The sequence below is a fragment of the Mucilaginibacter ginsenosidivorax genome (assembly GCF_007971525.1).
GTDB classification, from domain to species: Bacteria; Bacteroidota; Bacteroidia; order Sphingobacteriales; family Sphingobacteriaceae; genus Mucilaginibacter; species Mucilaginibacter ginsenosidivorax.
Genome location: NZ_CP042437.1, coordinates 7,104,451 through 7,128,435 on the forward strand (window position 1 = coordinate 7,104,451; position 23,985 = coordinate 7,128,435).

Consider the following 23,985-nt stretch of genomic DNA (forward strand, 5'->3'; position numbering starts at 1 on the left):
TTTGTTAGTTAAATTGTGAAAGCACCTGTTGTTTTTCGGTAAGTACGGCGTTAAAGAACATCTCCATATCCAGCCTTGAGTTTTCCTTTTTGTGGTTAATGGCTACCACGGCGTAGCCTTTTAAAGCACCTTCGCTATAAATGGGGCTGGCAACGTCGTCAAGGTTCATCACCTGCTTAAAGGCAAGTTTATCGGTTATGTTTTCTACCGGTTGGTTGAGGATAATTTGCTGGTCTTCCAGTATCATTACATAATCAATAAGGCTATCCAGATCCTTTACCTGGTGGGTACTGATGATAATGAGCTGATCATCCTTAATTACGCCGGCAATAATTTTGCGAAATTGCTTTTTAGATGGAATATCCAGCCCATTGGTTGGCTCGTCCATCAGTAATACTTTCGCCTGTGTGGCCAGCGCGAAGCTTATTAATACTTTCTTTTTCTGCCCGTAGCTCATGCGCTGTAATTTGTTTTCCTGCGGAATTTCAAACTCAGTTAAAAAGCGGTAAAACATATCATGGTCAAACGCAGGGTAGAAGGGGGCATAAATACTGAGATAGTTTTTGATAGATACATTGGGCAGGTAAATTTCCTCAGGCAGCAGGTAAACCTGCTGTAAAAACTCAGGCGATCGTTGTGCCGGGTTTTGGCCGGCTACATCGCAGGAGCCACTTAGGGGAAACAGAAGCCCGCAAATATTATGCAGCAAGCTGGATTTACCTGCGCCATTGCGCCCAAGCAAGCCGTAAATATGTCCTGGCTTTATGCGCAGATTAAGGTTGTTAAGTACCAACTGATTTTTTTGGTACCCAAAGTTTAGGTGGTTAATGTTAATCATGCAGTTTGATTTAGTGTATTACTATATTAGTACACTGCAATAATAATACAGATTCGTTACAACTCCAAATTTTAAATGAAATTTATTTTAGTATCAAGCACTTAGTATCAAGTATCAAGACAGGAAGAAAAAGAGGACGGCAATTGCTATAGATGGGGGATGTGAGATAAAGACAGCTAAGCTGTATTGGTTAAAACTTTTACTCAATAAAAAAGGGTTAGCGAAACAAATCGCTAACCCTTTTTTGGGATTTTATCTTTCTTAACCGTTAATTTTCCAATACGGTAACCTTTACCGACGATTTGTTTTGTGCGTCGTGGTAAATACGGTGGGTTGCTTTCTGGAAATCGGCATCGGCGGCCTGGTAAATATCTACAAACTTTTGCGGGTTGCGGTCGACCAGCGGGAACCAGGAGTTTTGTACCTGGATCATAATGCGGTGACCCCTCCTGAAGCTGTGGCCAACATCGGGCAGGGCATATTTTACTTCGGTAACTTTACCAGGTACAAATGCTTCCGGCTTTTCGAATGAATTACGGAAACGCCCTCTGAACACTTCGCCACGGATAAGCATTTGGTAACCGGCAAGGGTTACATTTTTAGGATTGGGGTTTGCATTGGGGTAATCATCAGGGAAAACATCAATCAGCTTTACCACATAGTCGGCATCGGTGCCGGTTGTTGAGGCAAACAAATCGGCTATTACAGGGCCTGTCAGGGTCATATCTTCGGTAAGGGTATCTGTTTGGTAAACCTTAACGTCAGGCCTGCGGCCGGCAAAGCGTTGGTCGTCCAACATATATTCGCGGGTACGGCCTTTTTGAATGCCATCCTGGTAAGGTACGGGTGCATTCGGATCGCTTACATATTCGTCAAAACTATCGGTTGCCGATGGGGCAGAAAATGACAGTTTGCCATTAGGCTGAAAGTAAAGTGTTTTTTCGGCGGTATTTTTTGGGGGCCATGTTTCAAATTTTTTCCACTGGTTGCTGCCGGTTACGAATATGCTGGCCTCGGGTAATTCCATTTTGCCTTCATCTTTCAAATAGTAATTAAAAAACGGAAGTTCGATGTTTTCGCGGAACCATTCGGCTGTATTCGACCCAAAATTCTGATCGGCAAAAAGCGTTGCATCTTTGCTCTCCCATCCGCCGTGGAACCATGGGCCCATTACCAGCATGTTTTTATGGCTTTGAGGGTTTTGTTTTTCCAGCGCATCATATACATGCAATGCTCCAAAACAATCTTCGGCATCAAAAAAGCCGCCTACGGTGAGGGTGGCCGGTTTAATATTAACAAGATGCGGACGGATGTTCATCGCTTTCCAAAATTCATCATAATTGGGGTGCGACATTAAATCGTTCCAGAATTTGATAGAATCGCCCATGTATTTCTTTTTGAAATTGGGCAAAGCACCCATTTCCAGGTAAAATTTGTAGTTATCCTTAAATACTGGTTTAATATTGCTTTTAAATTCTTTTGGTGTAATTGGCTTGGGGCGTGGTATGCCAAAGCCAGTATAAAAGTTAAATGCATCCATCATCATAAACGCTCCGTTGTGGTGAAAATCGTCGCCTATAAACCAATCGGTAACCGGGGCCTGTGGCGATACCGCCTTTAATGCAGGGTGTGCATTTGGCAACGAGGCACTGGAATAAAAGCCAGGGTAGGAGATACCTTCAATACCAACGCGGCCATTGTTGTTGGGTAAGTTTTTTACCAGCCAGTCAATGGTATCATAAGTATCGGTGCTTTCGTCAATATCGGTTTTGCTCTTTTTCTTATCTAATATAGGGCGTACGTCTACATAGTCGCCTTCACTCATCCACCGGCCACGCACATCCTGGTAAACAAAAATATACCCTGCCCTGGCAAACAACATGTTTTGACCAAGCGTGCGCCTGTATTCGTTTTCGCCATAAGGGGCAACGGTATAGGGTGTACGCGTCATCATGATGGGGTACTTTTTTGATTGATCTTTAGGCAGGTAAATGGATGTGAAAAGTTTTTTACCGTCGCGCATGGTAATGTACTTTTCCATCTTGGTGTAGTTGTCCTTGATGTAGGTTGCATCGTCAGATGGTGGGGCAGTTTGTGCGCCCGCGAGCGAACAGCATAAAGCAAGCCCTAAGCAGAGTAGCAGTTGTTTCATAAGTCAGTCAGTTAATTTAAACTGCAATTTAATAAATAAAGCCAGGTTTAAGAGGTTTGCCAACTTAATTGTTACAATGCGCCCGAAAATTATGCATAATAAAACCTGCCAAGGTGTTTCCAAATTAGCTGGTTATCTGGCCTTGCTACTTGCCATCGTATGCATCCTGTAAATCCTTAACAATAAGCTTATCCATTTTCATCATCGCTTGCATAGCCCTTGCAGAGCCTTCACGGTCGGCTCCATATAAAACCTTGCTCAGGGTGTCGGGCACTATCTGCCACGACAGGCCAAATTTATCTTTCAGCCATCCGCAGCGAGATTTTTGGCCACCTTCCGAAAGTTTTTCCCAAAAGTAATCTACTTCTTCCTGGTCTTTACAGTCAACAAACAACGATATAGCCTCGTTGAATTTAAACATTGGACCGCCATTAAGTGCCATAAACTGCTGCCCTGCTAAACTAAATGTCCCGTCATTAGTCTGCCTGTTTTGCCCGGGCCTGCATCGCCGTACCGGGCAAGGTCGCCAACGGCTGATCCTTCGAACACTGCGATGTAAAAATTGATGGCTTCCTCGGCATTATTGTCGAACCATAAAAACGGGGTGATCTTTTGTCTGATTTTCATAATAGATGTTTTAATTGATTTGAATAAGCAAATGTAACTGCAAACCAACGTGGTAAATGCGGGGCAATCAAGACATTTTAATGGGCGATTTGCGGCATATATTTATATTATTCAGAATGGTCGGTGTTGTTAATCAATAAGATATAATTTTCCTTAAGGTTATGATTTTAACATAATTTAACATCTTGGATATGTTAGGCGTTTAAAAATTACTTTCTTCATGATTTCTTAATTTTTTATTGTTATGCTAAGAATTATCGCTTAACAGCCCGGTAATAGTTTTGCAGGAAAAATTATCTTGCAATGGAAAAAAATTTACTCAAAGTTTCTCGATGGTTACTTATTATAATTACTTCGGTATTTATGTGCGGTAACTTGTATGCTCAGAATGTAACAATTAGGGGCGTAGTTTTAGATGAAAATAACCAACCCTTTCCGGGAGTTGGCGTGCAGATAAAAGGCACGGCGGTAGGTACATTAACAAGCGGGGAAGGCCGGTTTACAATTGGTGCAGCAAAAGGCCAGGTATTAACCTTCAAATTTTTAGGTTATGCTCCCCAGGAAGTTACAATTGGTACTGACCTAAATTTGTCGATACAACTAAAAACCGATTCAAAAGCCTTATCAGAGGTAGTAGTTACTGCTTACGGTGTTAAAAAGGAAGTAAAAAGGTTGGGTTATGCCGTTCAGGAAGTTAAAGGTTCGGAACTGATTAAAGCCCGTGATCCTAACCCCATAAACTCATTGGCAGGCAAGGTTGCAGGCTTATCAATAGGTGCCAATGCCGAGATGCTGGGCAGGCCGGAGATTGTTTTACGTGGTAGTAAAGATTTATTATTCGTAGTTGACGGTTCGCCAATTAACTCCGATACTTGGAACATCAGTGCCGATGACATTGAAACTTATACCGTATTAAAGGGTCCTAACGCCGCCGCGTTATATGGTTCACGTGGTATTAACGGTGCTATTATTATCACCACCAAAAAAGGTTCAAAAGATAAAAAAGGCTGGCAGGTTGATTTCAACAGCAGCACTGTTTTGGATGGCTCATGGATAGCAGTACCAAAGGCACAAACAGAGTACGGCCGTGGTAATGCTTATCATTATGAATACCAGGCTAAAGATGGTTCGGGCAGTGCGCTTTACACGCCGCAAGCCGATGTTTTGTATGACAATGGCAACCGTTTGGGCGAATATGGTCCGCGTTTTGAAGGTCAGTTGTTACGCCAGTTCGATAGCCCGTATGATGCAGCAACAGGTAAAAGAACAGCAACACCCTGGGTTGCAAGAGGTAAGAATAACTACGATAACTTTGCACAACAGGGTTATACAAACACCAGCAATATCGCTTTTGCGGCCAGCGGGACCAACTATTCAACCCGTTTCTCTTATTCTCACCTTTACCAGAAAGGTATTTTCCCAAATACTGCTTTAAATTCAGATAACTTTAACCTTAGCGCCAGCTACAATATCAACTCTAAGCTGACCGTTGACGGTAACATTAACTTTAACAAACAATACAGCCCTAATGTGCCGGATGTTACTTACGGACCAAACAGCTATATTTATATGTTTAAAGTATATGGTTCGGCTGATTACGATGTTCGCGATTTAGAGGATATTTACAAAGGCCCTACGGGGGTACCCGACCTTGTGCAATATGCCCAGGAATATGGCCGTTTGAATAACCCATGGTTTGTAGCAAAAAAATGGTTGCGTGGTCATGATAAAACCGACATCTATGCTTACCTGAAATTAAACTACGCCATAAGCAAAGATTTTAACGCAAGTTTGCGTTCGCAGATCAGTACCTGGACTCAAAGAAAAACAGAGCAGGTTCCTTCCTCAGCTAACTTAAACAGCTACACTGGTATTATTGCCGATTATGCCTTTGGCTGGTATGGTGATTACCGTGAAGATAACCGTCAGTTATTTGAGAATAATACCGACTTTGCTTTAAATTACAATCATAAGTTTGGTAAATGGAATGTTGGTGGTTTATTAGGTGCCAATTCACGTACGTTCACTTACAACTCTTTTTATGGTACAACCAGGGGCTTAGCGTTGCCTAACGTGTATGTGTTATCTAATTCATCGCTACCGGCATTAGAGTATACCTGGGATTCAAAAATGCAGGTTTATAGCGGTTACTACTCGCTTGACTTTGGTTACGATAAATATTTTAACGTTAACACAACAGGTCGTGTAGATAACCTGTCTACTTTACCAAAATCAAAAAACACATTCTTTTATCCATCGGTTTCATTGTCAACCGTTGTATCAGATTATATTAAACTGCCTGATTTTATATCGTTCCTGAAACTACGCGCTTCTGTTGCTGATGTAAAAGGTGCTTTAACACAATCTACAATAACTTCGGCTTTAAACCAGGTTACAGGCTATTCTACAAACACATTTTTAGGCTACAGCACAGATGTGTATACAGCTTATGATGGCCCAAGCTATGCTAATCAAAATACTGCTGCTTATGCCAGCTACTATAACAACACGGCTTCTGTAGCCTATTCAAATACTTTGGCTAATGCTGCTTTAAAACCTTTTAACCGTTTGTCGTGGGAGTATGGTGCCGATTTACGCTTGTTCCAAAATCGCTTAAATTTTGATGCGACTTATTTTGATACCCAAAATGGTCCGCAGATTTATCCTTATACTCTTGCTCCATCAACAGGTTATTCTGCTGTGAATGTTAACGCCATCACTACTAAACGTACCGGTTTTGAAATAGCTGCTAACTTAGGTATCTTTAGGAAGCCGGGTGGTTTTAACTGGGATCTGGGCGTAAACTACTCAACTTTTAAAGAAACTTTATCATCGGTTCTGGATAACGATAAATCGGTTACCACACTTGCGTTGGGTAATCACGTTTATAAAATCGGCGATAGATTAGATGAAGTTTACGGCACCAAATATTTACGTGACGGTAGTGGTAACGTTGTTTACAAAGCTGATGGTACCTTGCTTACCGCTTCTGGTACAAACGCCCAAACTACCGGTTCATTGGGTTATCTTAATCCTGACTATACTTTCGGTATCATTAACAGATTTTCATATAAATCTTTCGGTTTAAGCTTCCAGTTTGACGGCCGTATTGGCGGAAAAATTTATGACTATAACTACTATGCCGCACGCCAGGGCGGTACAGATCTGTCAACTGTATCAGGTGTGGTAGGTGCTGCCCGTTTAGCAGAATGGCAATCGACCAAAACCGGTACACAAGCGCCAACACCGGCCTTAGTTGGTAACGAGTTAGGTAATGGCGTTGTTATCACTTCAGGTACCCCTGTGTTTGTGAATGGAGTTATTTCAAACCCGGACCAGTTAACTTTTAGTGCAAATAGTAAGCCAATATTAGTTCAAACGTACCTTAACGGTACCATTAAATCCATTGATGAGGCCTGGATGATCAGCCGCTCTTTTGCTAAACTTCGTGAGGTTACTTTAAGCTATACTTTGCCGCAAAATGCGTTGAAAAATACGTTTATCAAAAGCCTCACTTTTTCATTGGTTGGCCGCAACCTGTTGTATTTCGCGGCGCGTAAAGATTTCGATATCGACCAATATGCTTCGGGTTTCAACTCAAGCGACCGTACTACTCAAAACAACAGCGGTTTGCAAAGTTCAACCACCCGCAAATACGGCTTTAACCTGAATTTATCATTCTAATACCACATAGCTGATTAAATATAAAATGAATCACATGACAAAAAATATAAAAATTGTAGCTGCCGGATTAATGTTAGCGGCCACAATTAGCAGTTGCCAAAAGGGGAACCTGTCGGCAAATCCCAACGCTATAAGTGCAGAGTCTACTGTACCCGTATCATTGATATTAAACCACCTTACTGCAAACTTTATCCGCCCCGAGGAAATGCCTCTTGGTCAGGATGCATCCTACAATAAAAATGCTTATAAAGCCGCACAGTTTATGGTATCCAACTATGACAAATACTGGGGTACAAATGAATATAGCTGGAGCTACAGTGGGCACGCTTACGATATATTGAAATATGCTATCCAGTTAGAAAACCAATCAGTAAAACAAGTTGGAGCAAACAATAAATATCTTGCTGTTGCTAAGTTTTTTCGTGCTTACGCTGCCATATGGTTATCACAACGCGTTGGCGATATACCGATGAGCCAGGCTGGCGACCCTATAAAGTATCCAACCCCTGTTTTTGATACACAGCATGATGTTTATAAAAATGCGTTGCAATTATTGGATGATGCAAACACCGCTTTCAATGCTATTTTAACATCGGCCACACAAAATGCATCTTTTGCTCCCGGGGGCGATATCTTTAACTTAACCAACCTGCAATGGCAAAAATTAATTAATACTTACCGTTTGCGTGTGTTGATTAGCTTAAGTAAACGTGCTGATGATAACGCGGACTTAAATATTAAAACGCAATTTGCAACAATTTTGGGTAACCCAACAAAATACCCAATTATGACAGCAAACAGCGATAATATGGTTTACAAATTCAACTCGGTTAACTTATATCCAATTTTTGCTTCCGGTAGTAATAACTATAATAACTTTTTATTTGTTGGTAAACCCGTTTTAGATATAACAACCTCTACAGCTGATCCCCGTACCTTTTTGATAGCTACCCCGGTTGATAAAACCAAGTTCTCGTCGTTTTCAAGCTACCAGGGAGCGCCTACAGGCACGTCACTTGCTACTTTGTTCTCAAGTACATTCTCAAATTACAACGGTTTCCGTTACGACTTAGTTAAAACAGGTGATAATGCCGAACCATTTATATTTATCGGCTACCCGGAAATGTGTTTCAATATTGCCGAAGCCATCAATCGGGGTTGGGTTGGCACATTATCAACTACTGATGCGCAAACCTGGTATAATAAAGGTGTTACGGCATCCTTTGCAAACTTTGGTTTAACACTTAATGCTGCCGCAAATCAAAATGTTAATACTTCGGATGTGGGCGGTGTAATTTTAGGATCTGTAACTACAGATTATGCTACATTCCTGAATAACATTGCTTATAATACTACTAACAGCGCTGCAGCTTTAACACAAATTTTAACTCAGAAGTACGTGGCAATGTTTAGTAACTCAGGTTGGGAAGCATTTTACAATTATCGCCGTACCGGTGTTCCGGCATTTCCTACAGGCCCTTCAAATACAGGTTATGGTACTGTAGCCGGTCAGGTTGGTATTATACCTCGTCGTCTTCTATACCCGTTAGATGAAATTAATGCCAATAATGCTAATTATAAAACATCAATAGGCAGCCAATTTGGTGGTACCGATGATGTTACAAAAGACACATGGCTTACTAAATAATTAAACTAAACATTATCAAAAACAGGGGCTCATTTATGAGTACCCTGTTTTTTACATTTTAACTGATATGAAAAGAATAATTTTATTATCATTTGCTGCTGTTTGCTTTACATGTGCAGCTACTGCGCAAGTTGCCGATAGCGCTAAGCGTAAAGTTGAATTAAAAGGTGCTGTAAACTTTCGCGATTTGGGTGGCTATGCCACCAAAGACGGCCACCATGTAAAATGGGGCAAGGTTTACCGCAGCGCAGATATGAGCAAACTAACGGATGATGACCTGGCTATACTTAACAAGCTCAACGTAGCTTACGATGTAGATTTGCGCGGTACCGAAGAATCAAAAAATGCACCAGACAGGCTAAACCCTAATACCGATTATATTTTATGTCCGGCCGGCAGCGATAATGCGGGCAATATGTTACAAAGCCTTAAAGGTACAACCAACGGCGATTCTGTAATGCAGACTTACTATAGCAATACAACCTATTTAGCCGATAGGTATAAACCATTTTTTGGCAAGCTGTTGGGTATGCCGGGTGATAAAAGCCTGGTTTTCCATTGCACTGCAGGTAAAGATCGCACAGGCATTGGTGCCGCTTTATTGTTGTATAGCCTTGGCGTGCCATATGATACCATTATAAACGATTATGAAGCTTCAAACTATTACCGGGCTGCCGAAAATAAAAAAATGGCAGGCCAAATGGTGAAGTACATGCACATTAATGAAGGCGTAGCTAACGATGTGCTTGCTGTGAAGAAATCGTATCTTGACGCAACTTTCACTGCTATAAAAGCGCAATATGGCAGTATAGATAATTACCTTAAAAATCAGATTGGTTTAACAGATAAGGATCTGAAAACATTGAAAAAGAAGTTTTTAGATTAATATTTATAAGCTAAAGCCCAAAGTATAATGCTGAAAACTTCCAGAGGGTATCAATCGTTTTAATAAATAATTAAAAGCTGCCTTTGCAACGGCGGCTTTTTTGTTGGCTTGAGTTTTATTAGTTAGCTTTATATCGCTATACAACATAAACTTTATGATGAAAAAATATTTTGCAGTACTTTTTATTGCCGCCGCTGCATGGCTAACTGCCTGTAAACAACCTCCAATTTCCCAGCCGGGCGATGTTACTTTAAGCAGTTATTTTAGCGATACCACCAGTGGTGTTAAAACAGGTGGCGTTCAAATAGTAACCATCAATACGCCCAAAGGCAAATTCCACGTTTGGACAAAAAAACTGGGCAACAATCCTAAAATTAAATTGCTGCTGCTTAACGGCGGTCCTGGTGCCACGCACGAGTACTTTGAGTGTATGGAAAGTTTTTTGCCGGCCGAGGGCATCGAACTGGTTTATTATGATCAGCTGGGTTGCGGTAATTCTGACAATCCTAAAGACACATCCATGTGGAGCCTGCCCCGTTATGTTGAGGAGGTAGAGCAGGTACGCCAGGCCTTAAAGCTTGATAGCAGTAATTTTTACCTGCTTGGCCACTCGTGGGGCGGTATCCTGGCTATGGAGTACGCTCAAAAATATCAGCGAAACCTGAAAGGCCTTATCATTTCAAATATGATGATGAGCGTGCCCGATTATGGTAAATATGCCAATGACGTATTAGCCAGGCAATTCGACCCCAAAGTGCTGGCAAAAATCAGGGCTATTGAGGCCAAAGGCGATTTTAAGAATCCGGAATATATGCAATTGCTGCTGCCAAATTTTTACGCCAAACACATCTGCCGCATCCCGCTTGACCAATGGCCCGAGCCTGTAAACCGTGCGCTTGGTAAAATGAACGAATCATTATATGTAACCATGCAGGGACCAAGCGAATTTGGCGTTGCCGGTAAACTGGTTAAATGGGACAGGATGGCCGATTTACCAAAAATAGCTGTACCAACGCTAAGCATAGCCGGTCAATATGATACCATGGACCCGAAACACATGGAAAAGGTATCTCAGCTGGTACAAAACGGCAGTTATTTATATTGCCCCAACGGCAGCCACATGAGCATGTATGACGATCAGCAAACCTACATGACCGGCCTTATTAAGTTTATAAAAGGGGTGGATGCAGGCGAAAAAAAGATAAAACTATAGTCACCTTCAAATTCAAAATACAACGCCCTGGGCCTTTACCCGCCGGGGCGTTTTGCTTTGGTAAACTGCTTTTTTGTAGGCAAACAATACAAATTTACATGCTTCCTTTTATATGGCAAAATTGCCTTTTTTTCATGCACAAAACAGGTAAAAATTGGTAATTAATTCAAACTTTTTTGTAATAAATATGCTATTTATTGATACAAATAGTACATTTTTTAACACAAAAATAAAATGTAGATTTTTTTCAAATAAAATTTAAAAAGCATCATGGAAAATCGGGAATAGTAAGCTTTAAATCTGCCGGCCTGCCAGCACTCCGCTCTTGTGGTGAGAAGCAAAATTGGACCAGACATTAAAATAATTAAAATGTTTAAACATGTAATTTATCATTGAAAAAAAGTTTCCCACTTTCAACCGGAATGATTTTAAAATAAGAGATTTGCTGTCGCCGAATTATAAATACATCTAAACACCCTATTGAAAAATGATTTTTGCATCGTACCTTAAATTTAAAAATAGCGCCTGTTTACTGGCCGCCGGCTTACTGCTCTGCGGAACAATTAATGCCCAGCAAAACACTACAAAAACTCAAAAAGACGAAGTTGACTTTGTTAACCCATTGATAGGTACAGCAATTACCGGTTTTGCAAAGGGCCTTGATGGTGGTGGCACCATGCCTTGCGTGAATGTGCCCTTTGCCATGACAAACTTTGTTGCCCAAACCGGCGAAAGTAAAATGGGCCGCATGTGTTATCAATATGAGGATAAAACCGTTATCGGCCTGCTGGCCACTCACCAGCCAACCGTTTGGATGGGCGATTATGGTTATGTATCTATTATGCCCCAGGTTGGTAACCTGCGTGTATTGCCAAACGAACGAAAACTAAGCTACGATCATAAAGACGAGATAGCAAAGCCATATTACTACTCGGTTAAGTTAAAAGCCGATAATAAAACCTTCATCAAATCAGAAATAGCGGGGGCAAATACCTGCGGCATGTTCCGGTTTACTTTTCCGGCTGCGGATAAAGCTCACCTTATTATCCAGGGTATAAACCTTAACCCGCAGCTTAAGGACTGGGCAAACGATTATGCCCCAAGGCTTAAAAAGCTAAAGGGCTACGTTCATGTTGATACCATCAATAACGAAATTACCGGCTACAATCCCGACAGGCAATCGGCCCAGATAGGGCCGGAGCTTAAAAACTTCAAGGGCTATTTTATTATAAAGTTTGATAAACAGATCCGTAAATATGGCACCTGGGATAAAAATGTTATCAAAAAAGGCAGTAAAGAACAATTCGGCACCCGCATGGGCGCATTTATTTCTTTTAAAACGATAACCAATACCCAGGTGAAAGTAGCAGTTGCCACCTCGTTTATCAGCATTGACCAGGCCCGCCACAACCTGAAAAATGAAATTCCGGATTGGGATTTCGACAAAGTTGTGAAAACTACCCGCGATAACTGGCAACAGCAATTAAAAGTGATACAGGTAAACGGGATCACCGCAGGCCAGAAAACTATATTCTATACGGCCCTTTACCATACCTTGTTGTTCCCAAGGCAATTTTCGGAGTATGGCAGGTATTACAGCGCGTTTGACGATAAAATACATAGCGGTGTTTCTTATAATGATTATTCGCTTTGGGATACTTTCCGGGCTTTGCACCCTTTATTGATTTTGACACAGCCCGAGCGGGTGAACGGTATGGTGAAATCGTTATTGCAAATGTACCAGGAGGGCGGCTGGATGCCCATGTGGCCAAACCCAACCTATACCAATATTATGATAAGCACCCATGCCGATGCGGTGGTGGCCGATGCCTATGTAAAAGGTTTTCGCGGATATAGTACCAAACTGGCTTATGAAGCCATGCATAAAGATGCTTTTACGGCTCCCGACGGTGATACACAAAAAAAATGGGGCGACCGCGATTTGTGGACAAGCTTTGAAGCCCGCGGCGGCCTTACCAACTACCATAAACTGGGCTATGTTCCGGTTGATAAAACCCGTGAATCGGTTTCGCGCACTATTGAGTATGGGATTGACGACTATTGCGTGGCCCAGGTGGCCAAAGCACTGGGTAAGGATGATGACTACAAACAGCTGATGGCCTGGAGCCAGAATTATAAAAATGTATATAACAGCACTACTGGCTTTATGGCGCCGCGCAACGCCAACGGACAATGGTCGGCCAAGCCGGATAGCGGCTTTACCGAAGGCACCAAGTGGACCTATACCTTTGGCGCCATGCAGGACGTACCGGGCATGATAGCCCTTATGGGCGGCGAAAAAGCTTTTGCCGATAAACTATCCCATAACTTTACCGATGGCCATTACAGGGCCGATAATGAGCCCGGGCACCACTACATATACCTGTTTAACTATTGCGGTATGCCCTGGAAAACCCAGGAACTGGTAAGGCAAAACGTGGGCTGGCAAAATTACCGCAACGCCCCGGTAGGCATCAACGGCAACGATGATTGCGGCCAAACATCGGCATGGTATATTTTTAGCACCATGGGTTTTTATCCGGTAACCCCGGCATCGGGTATGTACAGCATAGGCGCTCCTCAATTCCCGTATATTGCCCTAAGCCTGCAAAATGGCAATAAGCTGGTTATTAAAGCCACCGATCTATCGGCACAAAACAAATACGTGAAGGCAGTTACGTTTGATGGCCAGCCCATAAAAAACCACATGATATCGCATGAGCAGATAAGCCACGGTGGAACATTGGAATTTAAAATGACGAGTGTGCCACAGAAAGATTGATATGATGGCAGATATTCAAATTTGAGGTGTGGAACCTTTGGGTTATGTGACGGTTTGGTGGGTAGCACAGATGGGGGGGGGCGGTTAGTTTCTGAAGATATATTTTGTTGACATATGGAGACTTGTTCAACAGGAATCAGAAGCGTAGCCTCGGCCAATTTTGTAGCCACGGGTTTTAACCCGTGGAAAAAATCGAAAAAAACGATTGAGAGCCATAGGTTCGATACATATTATCAATGTAGATATATTGTTTGAATCAATTAAAGATAATGAATTTACATCAAAATATGGGCCGTGCCGATGGCACTCTTGTTGTCCGTTGGCCAATCATCCATGGGTTGAAACCCATGGCTACAATATGTGTCAGGCCGATGGCCCTTGGAAGAGAGTTATGTAGAAACTAATTTAAATCGAACAACTCATACAATGCGCCATAGCGCCAACCTTTTTGTTTAACCGTGTAATGAAAGAACTTATAAAAGATCAATTGAAAGTTGAAGTATCGGGCAGCCGGCACCTCATGGGCATAGCGGCGGCAAATGCCGTGGCAGAAAAATCAATGGACTGCTAAAAGCAAAGCAATTCGTTAATATCATTTTCGCGGCAGCCCCGTCGCAAAATGAGTTTTTGGATGAATTGCTGAAAAGGGACATCGATTGGACAAGGATCAGGGCTTTTCACATGGATGAGTACCTTAACCTGGATGCGGACGCACCACAAGGTTTTGGCAATTTTTTAAAAGAACGGTTGTTTGGCAAAGTGCCTTTTAAGGCGGTACATTATCTTAATGGCAACGCCGCCGGTGCGGAGCAGGAGTGCCTGCGTTACGCAGACTTGCTAAACCAATTCCCACCAGACATTGTTTGTTTAGGCATCGGCGAAAACACGCACCTTGCTTTTAATGACCCGCATGTGGCCGATTTTAACGATCCGCTGTTGGTTAAAATTGTCGATCTGGACAATGCCTGCCGCGTGCAGCAGGTAAATGATGGCTGTTTTGCCAGGATAGAAGATGTGCCCACCCATGCCTTAACGCTCACTATCCCCGCATTGGTAAACACTCCATTTGCATTCACCATTGTGCCAGGCGAAAAAAAGGCAGACGCGGTTAAGCATACGTTGAATGCAACAGTATCAGAAAAATATCCTTCAACAATATTGCGCAGACACCCGGATGCTGTATTATTTGTTGATGATAAAAGCAGTGTATATATTTAAGGGGATTAATAGGGATTTGGATTTGAAGATAGGTGTGGATAAGGTAGAGTTGGGATCATAGGTGTTAGGAAGAAACAGAAAAGTACAGGTGCGTGCGATTCCTTCCCTGGGGAAGGTACTGTGTTTACCGATCTTTAGTAGCCATCACTAAACAAAAAAGTTGTCATTTCGAACGAATCAGAGGTGGGTCTGAGCAGTGGGGTGAGGAGAAATCTTATACGCCATGCTTTCAAACTTGTTTGGTGCGATGCAAATCGTTAAAGATTTCTCTTTCGCTCTCCCGCACCACCCCACGCATGCTCTATCGAAATGACAATTTTCTTTATTTAGAGAGATGTGTACACACGATAACTCCCCAAGGAGGGAATTAAAAAACGTCCGCCCCGCTATAGATAGTTGATAGCACAAATAAAATTAAGTTCCCCTAAAAAGGCATTCTATGAAAAAATTATTACCCGCTTTATTACTAATATTTAGTTTAAACGCCGTTATCGCGCAGCAGACAAAATCGCCTTTTGCAGTGCGGGGTTTCCATCTCGATCTGCGCATCCAGGTAATGACCATCCCGGCGCTTAAAGCTTTTGCATTAAAACTAAGCCAAAACGGGATGAACACGCTGGTGATGGAGTGGGAGGGTACCTATCCATTCGAAAAACACCCCTTAATACCCAACCGTTACGCGTACAGCAAGCAGGAAATCAAAAGCTTTATTCGTTACTGCGACAGCCTGGGTATTGATGTGATACCGCTGCAACAAAGTTTTGGCCATGTAGAATACATTTTACGGCATCAACGCTATAAAAACCTGCGGGAAGATCAAAAAGATGTATCACAGGTGTGTCCGTTAGAAACGGATGGGGATAAAGCCCTTTTTACCGATTTATATACCGAACTTGCCGCCACGCATACCTCTAAATATATCCACATTGGCGGCGATGAAACCTACCTGCTGGGGCGCGATGCCAAATGTAAGGCCAAAGCCGAAAAGGAAGGTAAATCCAAACTATATACCGATTACATTAAAATGTTGTGCGAAATCGTGATTAAACTGGGTAAACGCCCCGTACTTTGGGCCGATATCGCGCTAAAATATCCTGAGGCTATTAAATCGCTGCCCAAAGAAACCGTTTTTGTAGATTGGAACTACGGCTGGGATATGAGCTACTTTGGCAACCACCAAAAGCTGATGGAAAGCGGTTTCGAAATCTGGGGATCGCCGGCAATCCGTTCGAGCCCGGATAATTATAACCTCACCCTGTGGGAAAAACACCTGAAAAATATCAGCAATTTTATCCCGGCTGCAAGCAAGCTGGGCTATAAAGGGATGATCATGACGTCGTGGTCAACATCCGGCCAATACTCGGCAGTGTATGAATCAGAAGCGGATATGGCCGAACTATATGCCATCAGGCACGTGTACCCCTTGTCGGGGTTCAATATGTCTATAGCCGCATATTTCGAAGCAGTAAAAACTAACCAGCCTTTAAATATCACCAACTTTGTATACAACTACGGCCAAAACCAGTTCGGGTTTGATAAGGCCAGGGTCATATCATTTTGGGAAGCACTTAAAACAACACCTTATGAAATACAACAGGGCGAGGTAAAATCGCCCGCACCATTATCAGTTAAGCAATTGCTGGATAGTTGCACCATAGCCCGCCAAAAGCTGTACGCCCTAAAGCCAACAAAAAACCTGCAGGAGTTTGAACATTTTAAATTAATGGCCGATACCAGGGTGTATTACCTCACCTACCAGGCTATTGAAAAGCAGGTAAACGAGGCGTCGTTTAATAATGCGCAAAAGCCCGCGGTAATTGCTGCGTTAAAGCAACTGTTGGCTACCTCAAAAAACCTGGATGAAAGGTTTGAACAATTGAATAAAGATTTCCTGAACCCATCGGCCATCCGGGAGGAAAACGAACTGCGTAATATGAAAGTGACAGCGTTATTTGCCAGGTTGGCAGGCGATAAATAGTTAAATAAAGCTACCACGGTTTCAACTGGAGATGTGATAAAATTGGAAGATTAAAATTCAACCTATTGATATATTTAAGCCAATTAACTACTGTTTTAACTCTTAACCCTTCATATCATGATTTTAGTATTTGTTTTAATATGTGCGTTTATTATCTATCTAATAAACAAAAAGAAGTTTATAGGTAAAACGAATGCTCAAAAAATATGGGGATTTGGAATTTATGCATTATCCGTATTCGTTGGTGTATTTATTTTTTTTGAGGTACTTCACATCATAAAATATCATTCCATCAACTAAATTCTCGCCATCGCGAGGTTTCACCTCGTGGTTAAACATGGTTTCAGCTTTCAGCTGAAATATTAATTACTTTGCTTTTCTGCCGTTAAAAACTCCCGGTTAACACTTGATATCAGGAGTTTAAATGATGGCTCGGCTTTAGTGTATTCAGCAAGTAATTTGAACTGGTTTTTTGCCCGTACCAAATTATGGCCCGGATACTGTGCGCCGTAGTAGCTGTCGTTGTTTAAAAAATCGGTTAAAAAGCGCAGGGCCTGCATGTAAATCATCAGTTTGCCCGAAAAAATGAATAACTGTTTTTCAGCTTCCGTAAGAATGTTGCCCATTTCGCTCATGTAACCTTTGTATATGGCGCGGAAAAAATCTTCACGGATATGTATCTTATCCAGGTTAGTTTCTTCTTCATTGGCAGGAGACAAGTAAGTACGCATCATATCGCCCACATCGCTTAAATAGTAACCGGGCATAACGGTATCCAGGTCTACCAAACAAAGTGCATGGTTTTGGCTGTCAAACAATACGTTGTTAATTTTGGTATCGTGATGAATGGCGCGTAAAGGAATTTCGGTATTGGATATCAGTTGATTGTAGGTCTGCAATATTTGGTATTGATTGTAAACTTCCTTGATCTCGGTTGCAGCTTCTGCCAACTTAACAGGCAACGCGTTTTTAGATGCTGTTTTAAACTGGTCGAACCGGAGCTTAAGGTTATGAAAATCCGATAGCGTGTACTGCAGCCGGCCGATATCAAAATCATTCAACAGGCGCGTAAACCGGCCAAATTGAACGGCTGCCTCAAAAGCTTCCTGCTTATCCTGTAAAAAATTAACCGTATGCGATCCACCAATAAAAGGAAATAGCCTGTAAAATTTCCCATCAGATGATTTTACCATAAAGTGGTCATCAATGGTTTTTAAGGGTGCAACAAAAAGATAACCAGGGTTAAGTTTATTTAGGTATATTTTTACCAACTCCAGGTTATTGGCTATATAATCGGGGTTTTTAAAAACCGAAGTATTAATTTGCTGCAGGATATAGGCATGGCTATGGCCTTTAAGCTTATAAGTATGGTTTATTAAACCCGAACCAAAAGGCTGCACATCATAGTCGGCAACGTTTAATCCAAAGCTTATCAGTATATCATCAAACATATTATATCCGGTTAACACATCAAACATACTTAAACAGTTGATGAAACTGCCACGCAAACGTTTGACCGTTTTTAATTTATTTTTTATTCTCGATCAGTTGCGATTCTATAATGATTTTATAGTAGGCGCTTTGTTCATTACTGCCCTTATCCTGGTGATGCAGCAGATCCATCAGGATATCAGCAGCTTTTTGCCCCTGCAGATAAGGGAACTGTTCAACAGACGCTGCCGGGATGTTTTCCATGTAATTAATCAACGGTAAATTGGCGTAGCTTACAAATTCAAGGTCTTTATTTATCCTGATGTTTAGCTGTTGTGCGTGTTTAATGGCAAATAAAGCTACATAATCGTTAAACGTAACCACGGCTGTGGGTTTCCTTTTGTTGGCCAGCAATTCGTCGAAAGCTTTTTTTGTGCCTTCCTCCGTTAAATCGCAGGATACAATAAGCGATGGGTCAAATTTCAGGCGGTTTTTAGTCATGGCTTTAATATAGCCTTCTTTCCGCTCACCGGTGGCTACCATGGTTTGGGGGCCATTGATCATGCCTATGGCGCGGTGCCCTTTTTTTAACAGGAAGCTAACTGCCTCGATGGTGCCAATTTCCATATTACAGGCCACGTAGTGGATGTTGGCAATATTGGGTATCCTGTCAAAATAAACTACAGGGATGCTATACTTTTTTAGGTTCTCAAAATGCTGAAAAGACGAAGTGTTTTTGCCTACCGATACCAACAGCCCATCTACCCGGTGATTTTTCATTTTCTCTACCAGTTCCTTTTCTTTCTGCTCATCATCATGTGATTGTGCAAGCAGTACCGTATAATTCTTTTTATAAGCGGTATCTTCAATGGCGCTAATGGCCGATGAAAAAAAGGCTTCAGAAAGTTCGGGCAAAATAACGCCGATGGTGTGGGTTTTTCCCTTCTGTAAAAAAATGGCGGTTTGATTGGGTTCGTAGTTCAGTTCTGCTGCCAGTTTTTTAACTTTTGCCCTGGTACTCAGGCCAATACTGGGATGATCATGCAAGGCCCTTGAAACTGTAGAAACCGAGATGCCCAGCAACTGGGCTATCTCTTTTATAGTAGTTGGCTTTGATTGCATTATCCTTTTGATGTGCTTGAAATAAAATTAAAGTTAGCAGATTATTATCAAATTATTGCCCGTTTGGCGGCTATTGCAAACGTTTGCGTGTTGTTTTCGGCGCCCGGTAACGTATTTTCAGATGCTTAATAACTAATTTCATCACAGCAAGAAAAGTTTATTACAATTTGCTAATTTAAAATCTTTATCAGCTTTAAATATGGGCAGCAATGCAATAACAGTAAAAAACTGGGGCACAGCCAATGGTCAGGATGTTGCGCTTTATCAATTGCGTAATAAAAACGGGATGCTGGTATCTGTTACCAATTATGGTGCAGCTATCCAGGCCATTATAACTGTCGACAGGGATGGCACTATGGCCGATGTTGTTTTAGGTTATGATAATATAGAAGGATACGTGAACGATCCTTATTACACCGGCGCTGTAGTAGGCCGTTTTGCAAACCGCATAGCCGGCGGCCTGATAACGCTTGATGGTGTGCAACACCAGCTTACTGTTAAGCCCGGCGGCTTTCACCATCATGGCGGCGCAGTTGGTTTTAATAAAAAAGTATGGGAGGCAAATCATTTTGTTCAAAAAGACAAAATTGGTGTAGTGCTCAGGTATATCAGCCCCGATGGGGAAGAAGGTTTCCCGGGCGAACTGACTACAATAGTTACTTATACATTGAACAATAAAAATGAATTGGAGGTGGCTTTTGAAGCCAAAACAAGCAATACCACGTTGCTTAACCTTACCCAGCATGCTTATTTTAACCTCTCGGGATTGGCGGGCTCGTCAATTTTAAATCATGAGTTAATGATGCCTTTAAAACACTATTTACCGGTAAACAAGATGCACGTGCCTGTAGGCCATTTGGCAACTGTTGAAAATACCCCTTTTGATTTTACCCAACCCACAGCCATAGGCAAAAGGATTGATGCCGAAAATGAGGAGCTGAAACAGGGCCAGGGCTACGACAATTCCTTTGTAATTAAACAACAAGCCTCGGCCGATTTAGTTATGGCTGCCACTGTAACCGAACCGCAAAGCGGCAGAGTGCTTCATGTTTATACAACCGAACCATCGGTGCATTTGTATACCGGCAACTTTATTGATGATAATTCTCCGGGTAAAAACGGGGCTAAGTATATGCGCAGAAGCGGTTTTTGCCTGGAAACCCAGCACTACCCCGATGCGCCAAACCATGCGCACTTCCCGACAACAGTATTAAAGCCTGGGGAAACTTTCAGCAGTAAAACAATTTTTGAATTTACAACTGATGCCATTTAAATGATAAAAATGGCCAGTTTTCAAACGTTTGCGTTGAGATACAGGATCTTATTTTTTACCAATGGCCTAAATGCCAGTACATTTATAAAAGGATACCCGGTGGTATTCCATTGATAACCACATATGAAAAAAACAACGTTCTGTTATCTTTCTTTTTTACTAAGTGTATTTACCGCTGCCATTTCGGTGGCGCAGGGTACAAATTCACAAGCGCCCGCGTTAAAACAGGTGATCCCCTTAGGTGGCAATGCCTGGGTAAACGCGCCCGATACCATTACTGATGAAGGCCTGGTGAATTGGAAAAATCCTAAATCAACCGCTAATATCTATTTCAGGGTGTCGGTTGCGCAGGATATTAAAGTATCCTTAAGGCTGCGGGTGCCACAGGGCGAAAGTAAGATCGGGATAAAAGCAGGCGAAAATTATATATTTAAAAAGGTAAGCAACCGGGCTTTTGATACCATTGAGATGGGGACTATCCATCTAAAACACTCCGGGCATGTTAAAATTGAACTGAAGGGCATGAGTAAAACCGGCGCTGTTTATGCTGATATAAGCGACTTGATTATCCAAACCAAACAGCCCGATGCCGATATAGCTTATGTAAAACAAGGCAGTTCGTTCCACTTCGGCAGGAGGGGGCCATCGGTGCACCTGAGGTTTGCGGTGCCCGATGAGAAAAAAACAAAAGTGAAATGGTTTTACAACCAGATAATTGTTCCTAAAGGGCAGGACGTTGTCGGGTCCTATTTTATGGCAGATGGCTTTGGCCAGGGATATTTTGGCATGCAGGTAAATTCAACCACCGAACGCCGGGTGTTGTTTTCTGTATGGAGCCCGTTTAATACCGAAGACCCTAAAAGTATACCCGACAGTATGCGTATTAAATTGATAAAAGGTGGTGCTGGTGTACACATTGGCGAATTTGGTAACGAAGGATCGGGCGGGCAAAGTTATATGCATTACCCATGGGAGGCTGGGAAAGCCTATGCCTTTTTGTTGAGGGCCGAACCTGATGTTGCTAAAAATTCGACAACGTTTACCGCTTATTTTGAAGATGTTGCCGCGGGTAAATGGTTCCTGGTGGCCAGTTTTAACAGGCCGCAAAAAGCCACCTACCTCACCAGCCTTTATTCTTTTGTTGAGAATTTTGAGCCCGAAAACGGCGATAAAACCCGCAAAGCCCTGTTTACTAATCAATGGATAGGCGATAGCGAAAACAACTGGCAACAACTTACCGGGGCTGTATACACCGGCGATGCAACCGCCAAAGCCAACTACCGGAAAGATTATGCAGGTGGCGTTGAAGGAGATAAATTTTACCTGCAAAACGGTGGTTTTTTTGATGGTTTTATAAAATTAAACACGCCTTTCACCAGGGCACCCGTAAGTGTAAAGCCTGTTATTGATATTAATAATTTACCTGTTAAATAGAGAATCAAGAGATTAGAGTCAAGAATCAAGAAAAAAAAACGACGCTATCAATTTTGAAGGAAGAAAGAGTTCAGGACGTGATATTTTTGTGCTTAAGGTATGTGCGCTTATCTTATTTCTTGATTCTTTGCTCTTGATTCATATTACCTGTTAAGTAAAGAGTCAAGAGATTAGAATCAAGAAAAAAAGCAAATCTACGATCAGTTTCAAGGAAGAAAGAATTCAGGACGTGATGTTTTTTATGCTCAAGCCTGGTGCGCTTATCTTATTTCTTGATTCTTATCTCTTGATTCTTATTCACATTACCTGTTAAATAAAACTGATATATAACTTATAAAATGGAAAGAAGAGAATTTATAAAAACCGGCGCTATTGCCGCGGCAGGCTTCAGTATACTGCCGTCTGGTAGTTTGTTTGCATCTGCACAGGCCAAAGTAAGGCTGGGGTACATTGGTGTTGGCGCCCGCGGCATGAGCCACATTGCCGAAGGTTTGCTGCGCGATGACGTAGAAGTGGTAGCCATTTGTGATACCCAGGAGCATTCGCTAAAAATTTGCCGCGAATACGTAGCCAAAAAGGGCCACGCCCCGGTAACGGAATACACAGGTGGACTGGATGCCTACAAAAAACTTTTAGACCGTAAGGATATTGACGCGGTGATCATAGCTACACCATGGCAGTTTCATCATCCGCAGGCTATTGATGCCATGAAAGCCGGTAAATATGTGGGCTGCGAGGTTATTGCCGGTTTAACAGTAGACGAACATTGGGACATTGTGCACACCTCCGAAAAAACAGGTATGCCCTATATGACGCTTGAGAATGTTTGTTACCGCCGGGATGTAATGGCAGCGCTTAATATGGCGCGGCAGGACCTTTTTGGCGAGATCATCCACCTGGAAGGTGGTTACCAGCACAATTTAAGGCCGGTACTGTTTAACGATGGCAAAGGCAGCTACGGTAACAGAGGCGTAGAATATGGTGCTAAAGCCTTAAGCGAAGCCCAATGGCGCACCCAGTTTAATATTGATGTGGATGGCGACATTTACCCAACCCATGGTGCAGGCCCTTGCATGCATTATGCTAACATTAACGCGGGAAACCGGTTTACCAACCTGGTATCTTTTAGCTCAAAGGCACGCGGTTTGGGCGCTTATATCGAAGAATTATCGCCAGGCCATCCCAACGCCAAAATTAACTATAAAAATGGCGACGTAACCACCACCATGATCAATTGCGCCAATGGCGAAACCGTGTTGTTAAGCCACGATACACATTTGCCGCGTCCGTATTCTTTAGGTTTCCGCGTACAGGGCACCAAAGGGCTATGGATGGATGTAAACAAAAGCGTTTATATCGACCATAAATCAAAAGAAGATGATTCGTGGGAGCCGGCACAGCAATGGTTTGATAAATACGACCACCCGCTATGGAAAAAGTACGAAAAACTTGCCCAGGGTGCCGGCCACGGTGGCATGGACTGGTTTGTGTTTAACGCCTTTATCGAATCGGTAAAAAACAAACGCCAAACGCCTATTGATGTTTATGATTCTGTTACCATGAGCGTTATTACGCCATTATCAACCAAATCGCTTAAAGAAGGCAATGCAAGCGTAGCTTTTCCCGACTTTACAAAAGGCAAATGGAAAGACAGGAAAAACAGTTTCGCGCTTGACGACAGCGGCTTTTAAGTAGTTTA

Annotated in this window: 14 protein-coding genes and 1 pseudogene; 10 read left to right on the plus strand and 5 right to left on the minus strand. The window is 42.3% G+C overall.

What is annotated here, in order from left to right:
• Positions 1–4 precede the first annotated feature (4 nt).
• From FSB76_RS29255 to FSB76_RS33015, 3 genes and pseudogenes are all read right to left on the minus strand, one after another.
• The gene (locus FSB76_RS29255) at positions 5–838 is read right to left on the minus strand and encodes an ABC transporter ATP-binding protein (protein WP_147059833.1); all 834 of its coding nucleotides are present in this window, start codon (positions 836–838) and stop codon (positions 5–7) included.
• Between the two features lie 268 nt (positions 839–1,106).
• Positions 1,107–2,990, minus strand: coding sequence for a CocE/NonD family hydrolase (locus FSB76_RS29260; protein ID WP_147059835.1), 1,884 nt, complete (start codon positions 2,988–2,990; stop codon positions 1,107–1,109).
• Between the two features lie 145 nt (positions 2,991–3,135).
• A pseudogene (locus tag FSB76_RS33015) lies at positions 3,136–3,617 on the minus strand (VOC family protein).
• Between the two features lie 303 nt (positions 3,618–3,920).
• Between FSB76_RS33015 and FSB76_RS29270 the strand changes: the two are divergent.
• From FSB76_RS29270 to FSB76_RS29300, 7 genes are all read left to right on the plus strand, one after another.
• Positions 3,921–7,301: a SusC/RagA family TonB-linked outer membrane protein gene (locus tag FSB76_RS29270; protein WP_147059837.1), complete on the plus strand. Its 3,381-nt coding sequence runs from the start codon at positions 3,921–3,923 to the stop codon at positions 7,299–7,301.
• A 34-nt stretch (positions 7,302–7,335) separates the two neighbouring features.
• The gene (locus FSB76_RS29275) at positions 7,336–8,949 is read left to right on the plus strand and encodes a SusD/RagB family nutrient-binding outer membrane lipoprotein (RefSeq protein WP_158643010.1); all 1,614 of its coding nucleotides are present in this window, start codon (positions 7,336–7,338) and stop codon (positions 8,947–8,949) included.
• Between the two features lie 67 nt (positions 8,950–9,016).
• Positions 9,017–9,835 carry a tyrosine-protein phosphatase gene (locus tag FSB76_RS29280; protein ID WP_147059841.1) on the plus strand — a complete coding sequence of 273 codons (819 nt, stop codon included), beginning with the start codon at positions 9,017–9,019 and terminating at the stop codon, positions 9,833–9,835.
• 154 nt (positions 9,836–9,989) lie between these two features.
• The gene (locus FSB76_RS29285; protein WP_147059843.1) at positions 9,990–11,048 is read left to right on the plus strand and encodes a proline iminopeptidase-family hydrolase; all 1,059 of its coding nucleotides are present in this window, start codon (positions 9,990–9,992) and stop codon (positions 11,046–11,048) included.
• 487 nt (positions 11,049–11,535) lie between these two features.
• Positions 11,536–13,830 (plus strand): GH92 family glycosyl hydrolase, encoded by a 2,295-nt coding sequence (locus FSB76_RS29290; protein ID WP_147059845.1) that lies wholly within the window; start codon positions 11,536–11,538, stop codon positions 13,828–13,830.
• 627 nt (positions 13,831–14,457) lie between these two features.
• Complete coding sequence (locus FSB76_RS29295; RefSeq protein WP_225976344.1) at positions 14,458–15,048, plus strand: 6-phosphogluconolactonase; 591 nt, start codon at positions 14,458–14,460, stop codon at positions 15,046–15,048.
• Positions 15,049–15,487: 439 nt separating this feature from the next.
• Positions 15,488–17,026 (plus strand): beta-N-acetylhexosaminidase, encoded by a 1,539-nt coding sequence (locus FSB76_RS29300; protein WP_147059847.1) that lies wholly within the window; start codon positions 15,488–15,490, stop codon positions 17,024–17,026.
• A 362-nt stretch (positions 17,027–17,388) separates the two neighbouring features.
• On the opposite strand, the gene FSB76_RS29305 is transcribed toward FSB76_RS29300, so the two are convergent.
• Entirely contained in the window at positions 17,389–18,477 is a 1,089-nt protein-coding gene (locus FSB76_RS29305; RefSeq protein WP_147059849.1) for a phosphotransferase enzyme family protein, read from the minus strand.
• 76 nt (positions 18,478–18,553) lie between these two features.
• Entirely contained in the window at positions 18,554–19,579 is a 1,026-nt protein-coding gene (locus tag FSB76_RS29310; protein ID WP_147059851.1) for a LacI family DNA-binding transcriptional regulator, read from the minus strand.
• A 199-nt stretch (positions 19,580–19,778) separates the two neighbouring features.
• Here FSB76_RS29310 and FSB76_RS29315 point away from each other — a divergent pair, with 199 nt between their 5' ends.
• From FSB76_RS29315 to FSB76_RS29325, 3 genes are all read left to right on the plus strand, one after another.
• Positions 19,779–20,852 carry an aldose epimerase family protein gene (locus FSB76_RS29315; RefSeq protein ID WP_147059853.1) on the plus strand — a complete coding sequence of 358 codons (1,074 nt, stop codon included), beginning with the start codon at positions 19,779–19,781 and terminating at the stop codon, positions 20,850–20,852.
• Between the two features lie 123 nt (positions 20,853–20,975).
• Positions 20,976–22,286 (plus strand): DUF3472 domain-containing protein, encoded by a 1,311-nt coding sequence (locus FSB76_RS29320; protein WP_147059855.1) that lies wholly within the window; start codon positions 20,976–20,978, stop codon positions 22,284–22,286.
• Between the two features lie 338 nt (positions 22,287–22,624).
• Positions 22,625–23,977, plus strand: coding sequence for a Gfo/Idh/MocA family protein (locus FSB76_RS29325; RefSeq protein WP_147059857.1), 1,353 nt, complete (start codon positions 22,625–22,627; stop codon positions 23,975–23,977).
• Positions 23,978–23,985: the final 8 nt, after the last annotated feature.